We start from the raw sequence: 4598 nt of genomic DNA, 5'->3' as shown, positions 1-4598 counted from the left end.
CAACAAGATCATCGAAATCTCGCCCGGCAACGAGCAGATGTGGCGGGCCGGCACCGAGGTGGCTTTGGCCGCGACCTTCGTGGTGTTCCTGTTCGCCTATCTCAACCTCAACCGATGGCACGGCCATTTCAGCTATGGCGCGCTGGTCTGGATCCTCGGGCTGCTGCTCATCGCAGGCGTGGCAATAGTCGATCCGGCCGTCGCCGCCGGCATCGCCCGCATCTCCTTTGCCGCCACCGCGCTCACCGGGCTCGGTCTCATCATCTTCCTCGGTATTCGTGGTTATGACCGCGCGATCATGCTGGTGCCGAGCTGGGTCATGGTGCTGCTGTGGCTATGCGGCTCATGGATGGCGATCACCGGCATGCTGGACAACGACATCGCCCAGCCGGCGCTGGGCGGCGGCCTGATCCTGATCATCCTCCTCATCGGCTTCACCGTCATGCAGCACGCCTTTGCCGGCGGCGCGCTGCATCAGGGCCTGTTCTCCGACCTCGAACGCCAGGCGCTCGCCGTCGCCGGTTCGGGCGACATCGTGTGGGACTGGGACGTGCTGCGCGACCGCGTGGTGACCAAGCCCGACATCAGCCTGCAGCTCGGCCTTGCCCCGAACAGCCTTTCGGGCGCGGCCCGCAATTGGCTGCCGGTGCTGCATGCCGACGACCGCGACACTTTCCGCACGACGCTCGACGTGGTGCTGGAACATCGGCGTGGCCGGGTGGCACAGAATTTCCGCCTGCGCGGCGCCGATGGCCATTACCACTGGTTTTCGTTGAGGGCGCGCCCGGTGATCGGGTCGGACGGCGAGGTGATCCGCTGCGTCGGCACGATGGTCGACGTGACCGAGCAGAAGAAGTCCGAGGAAAGGCTGCTGCACGACGCCGTGCACGACAATTTGACCGGCCTGCCGAACCGCGAGCTGTTCATGAACCGGCTGGAGGCGGTCATCTCGATCGCCCGCACCGAGGACAAGGTGCGCCCGACCGTCTTCGTCATCGACATCGACCGTTTTAAGCAGGTCAATGACGGCCTCGGCATCTCGGCCGGCGACACCATTCTTCTCACCATTGCGCGCCGGCTGCACCGTTTGCTGAAGCCGAAGGATTCGCTGTCGCGCTTTGCCGGCGACCAGTTCGCGCTGATGCTGCTCTCCGAGCAGGACCCGGCCCGCATCGCCGCCATGGCGGACGCCATCAAGCATGCGATCAACAACCCGATCACCTTCGCCAAGCGCGAGATCGTGCTTACCGCCTCGATCGGCCTGATCACCTGGACGACGGCGCAGACCTCGTCCGAGGACATGGTCAAGGACGCCGAGCTTGCCATGCACCAGGCCAAACGCTTCGGCGGCGACAGAATCGAGCCGTTCCGGCCGGCTTTCCGCACCGTCGGCACAGACCGGCTGCAGTTCGAATCCGATCTTCGCCGCGCCATCGAGCGGCGCGAATTCACGCTTGCCTACCAGCCGATCGTGCGGCTGGAGGACGGCAGCGTCGCCGGCTTCGAGGCGTTGCTGCGCTGGGATCATCCGCGGCGCGGCATGATCCCGCCGGCCGATTTCATCCCGGTGGCCGAGAATTGCGGGCTGATCGTGCAGCTCGGCCTGTTCGCCATGCAGCAGGCGGCCGAGGACCTGGCGACCTGGCAGAAGCAGATCGGCGACGCGCCGCTGTCGGTCTCGGTCAACCTTTCCAGCCGGCAGCTCATCCGCCGCGACCTCGTCAGCGACGTCCGCTCCGTCATCGCGCGCGCCAATTTGAAGCCGCGCTGCTTCCGGCTGGAGCTCACCGAATCGCTGGTGATGGACAATCCCGAGCAGACGGCGCATGTGCTGACCAAGCTGAAACAGCTCGGCATCGGGCTGTCGCTCGACGATTTCGGCACCGGCTATTCGTCGCTCTCCTATCTGACGCGCTTCCCCTTCGACACGATCAAGATCGACAGGAGCTTCGTCGACGACGCGACGCCAAAACGGGCGGTGCTGCTCAAATCCATGGTCAATATGGCGCATGAGCTCGGCTTGTCGGTCGTTGCCGAAGGCATCTCCGACGAAAGCGACGCGCTGGAGCTGCGTCAGATGGGCTGCGAATACGTCCAGAGCTTCATGTTCGGCGCGCCGATGCCCGGCGACCAGGTGCTGAAGACGCTGAGGGAGCAGTACCCGCTAACGCAGGCCTAGAGCCCGTTTGGAAACTCTACTCCTGCGGCCATCTGATGGCGCTTTCTGCGCTTCCGGTACTCATTCTCGAAAGCACCATCTGACTCGCATTAGCGAGTGTCGAAACGGCCTCTGGATGTTTTGCGTGACGCTCAGGCGTGGCCGGCGGCGGCGCTGAGATGGGCGAGATCGATGCCGATCGCGGCAAGGATGCGGTCGTACTTGCGCTCGATATCGGCGTCGAACAGAAGTTCCTGCGTAGCCGGACAGGTCAGCCAGCCATTTTCCGCGATCTCGCTTTCGAGCTGGCCGGCGCCCCAGCCGGAATAGCCGAGCGCCATCAGCGCGTGACGCGGCCCGCGCCCCGTGGAGATGGCGCGCAGAATGTCGACCGTGGCGGTCAGGCAGATGTCGTCGGAGACGTTGAGCGAGGATTCCACGCGATAGTCGCCGGAGTGAAGCACGAAGCCGCGGCTGCGATCGACCGGCCCGCCATTGCGCACGACGAAGTCGCGGGCATGCGCCGGCAGGCGGATCGCCTCCTGCTCGTTCATGATGCCGAGCTGCACCAGGAGGTCCGGGAACAGCATCTGCTGCGTCTGGTTGATGATCAGGCCCATCGCACCCTCGTCGCTGTGGGCGCAGACATAGATCACCGAGCGCGTGAAGCGGTCGTCCTTCATGCCGGGCATGGCAATCAGGAACTGATCATCGAGAAAGCCGCGCCCGGCGGCACTCTTTTTGTGGCGCAACAAGTCCATGGGTTGAGCGTAACGCGTTTCGGCGGCGCCGAAAAGATGCTGAGGCTGCCGGATGTCACGCAAATATGATACCGGCAGGACCATGAAATCATTGCGCGGCCAAGAACGGGCGATCAAATCACCGCCATGCGATACCTGAACATTGTGGCGCTCGGCGCCGTCATCGGCCTAGGAGCGGGCCTGCCGGCCGAGGCGTCCTCCTCGGCCTGGTACAACAGCGAAGGCGGCAAGGTGCGGCTGGTGACCAGCGGCAAGCCGGACGAGGCCGGCAAGCTCCACGGCGTGCTCGACATCGCGCTCAAGCCCGGCTGGAAAACCTATTGGCGCGATCCTGGCGATGCCGGCGTGCCGCCGCAGATCGATGTGTCGGCCAGCACCAACATCGCCGATGCAAGACTGTCGTTTCCGCCGCCGCAGCGCCACGATGACGGCTATGGCAAATGGGCCGGCTACGATCGCCCGGTCTCGCTGCCGGTGACCTTCACGGTGGCGGCGCCCGACCAGCCGGCGGCCATCGATGCCAACATCTTCCTCGGCATCTGCGAGACGATCTGCATTCCGGTGCAGACGCGGCTCAGCGTCGACCCCGCCTCCGATCCGGACAACGCCACGGACACGGCGCTGGTGAAGACGGCGCTTGCAACGCTCCCCTCACCGGCGCGGCCTGATTTCGGCATCAGCGTGCTGCCCGGCGACCACGAGACCCTCGTCGTCGAGGCGCAGTCGCCAGGCGATCCGGATTCCGTCGATTTCTTCATCGCCGGCGAGCGCGATTACATGTTCGGCGCGCCGGTGCGCAGCGAAAAGGACGGCAAGCTCGTCTTCACGGTGCCGATCCTCGACCGGCCGTCGGCGACGCCCACGGATGGCGGACTGTACTACACACTGACAAGCGCCGAGGGTTCGGTGGACGGCTTGCTGCCTTTCCCTTGAGCCAGGCCCTTTTGGAGCCGCAATTCCGGACGGAAAACCGCTGCGCACTTTTCCTGGCATTGCTCCGAACGGTTGCGGGAAGCCGTCCAGTCCGATATCGCAGAGATCGATCCTTCCCAATCTCCCAAGCGAGGACCCCATGACCATTTCGGTTGGCGAAAAACTGCCCGAAGCGACCTTCAAGGTGATGACCGACGACGGCGCCAAGCCGATGACCAGCGCCGAAATCTTTGCGGGCAAGAAGGTCGTGCTGTTCGGCGTTCCCGGCGCCTTCACGCCGACTTGCAGCAACAACCACCTGCCGGGCTATCTGGAGAACCACGACGCCATCCTGGCGCGTGGCGTCGACACCATCGCGGTCGTCTCGGTCAACGACGTCCATGTGATGGGCGCCTGGGCGCGCTTCACCGGCGGCGAAGGCAAGATCCTCTTTCTGGCCGACGGCAGCGGCGACTTCGCCAAGTCGGTCGGGCTAGACAACGATCTTTCCGCAAACGGCATGGGTCTGCGCTCGAAGCGCTTTTCGATGATCGTCGACGACAGCACGGTCAAGGCGATCAATGTCGAAGCCAAGCCGGGCGTCGACGAGAGCGGCGCGGCCAAGATCCTCGAGCAGCTCTGATGCCCGACATCGTCTGGCGCGCCGTCGCGATCGGCATCGGCGCCACGGTCTTCATGGATGTCTGGGCGATTTTCCTCAACAAGGCGTTCGGCCTGCCCCGGTCGAATTGGGGTCTGGTCGGCCG

Annotated in this window: 5 protein-coding genes; 4 read left to right on the top strand and 1 reads right to left on the bottom strand. The window is 64.6% G+C overall.

What is annotated here, in order from left to right:
- On the top strand, positions 1-2179 hold a 2179-nt coding region (locus EOA38_RS28610), incomplete at its 5' end, for an EAL domain-containing protein (protein WP_127300809.1).
- Positions 2180-2310: 131 nt separating this feature from the next.
- Here EOA38_RS28610 and EOA38_RS28605 read toward each other — a convergent pair.
- Complete coding sequence (locus tag EOA38_RS28605; protein WP_126095222.1) at positions 2311-2919, bottom strand: YqgE/AlgH family protein; 609 nt, start codon at positions 2917-2919, stop codon at positions 2311-2313.
- Positions 2920-3045: 126 nt separating this feature from the next.
- On the opposite strand from EOA38_RS28605, the gene EOA38_RS28600 reads away from it, so the two are divergent.
- The 3 genes from EOA38_RS28600 to EOA38_RS28590 all read left to right on the top strand — a co-directional run.
- Entirely contained in the window at positions 3046-3852 is an 807-nt protein-coding gene (locus EOA38_RS28600) for a protein-disulfide reductase DsbD domain-containing protein (protein ID WP_126095223.1), read from the top strand.
- Positions 3853-3991: 139 nt separating this feature from the next.
- The gene (locus EOA38_RS28595; RefSeq protein WP_126095224.1) at positions 3992-4474 is read left to right on the top strand and encodes a peroxiredoxin; all 483 of its coding nucleotides are present in this window, start codon (positions 3992-3994) and stop codon (positions 4472-4474) included.
- A partial coding sequence (locus tag EOA38_RS28590) for a DUF2938 family protein (protein WP_127300808.1) occupies positions 4474-4598 on the top strand: 125 nt, incomplete at its 3' end. The genes EOA38_RS28595 and EOA38_RS28590, both read left to right, overlap by 1 nt.

It is taken from the genome of Mesorhizobium sp. M1E.F.Ca.ET.041.01.1.1 (assembly GCF_003997355.1).
GTDB lineage: Bacteria > Pseudomonadota > Alphaproteobacteria > Rhizobiales > Rhizobiaceae > Mesorhizobium.
The sequence above is the reverse complement of the archived record's forward strand: the minus strand, read 5'-3'. Positions and strand labels throughout refer to the sequence as shown.

Excerpts from the sequence above, each read along its gene's own strand:
- EOA38_RS28605 (WP_126095222.1), bottom strand. The coding sequence starts at position 2,919 with ATGGACTTGTTGCGCCACAAAAAGAGTGCCGCCGGGCGCGGCTTTCTC.
- EOA38_RS28600 (WP_126095223.1), top strand. The coding sequence starts at position 3,046 with ATGCGATACCTGAACATTGTGGCGCTCGGCGCCGTCATCGGCCTAGGA.
- EOA38_RS28595 (WP_126095224.1), top strand. The coding sequence starts at position 3,992 with ATGACCATTTCGGTTGGCGAAAAACTGCCCGAAGCGACCTTCAAGGTG.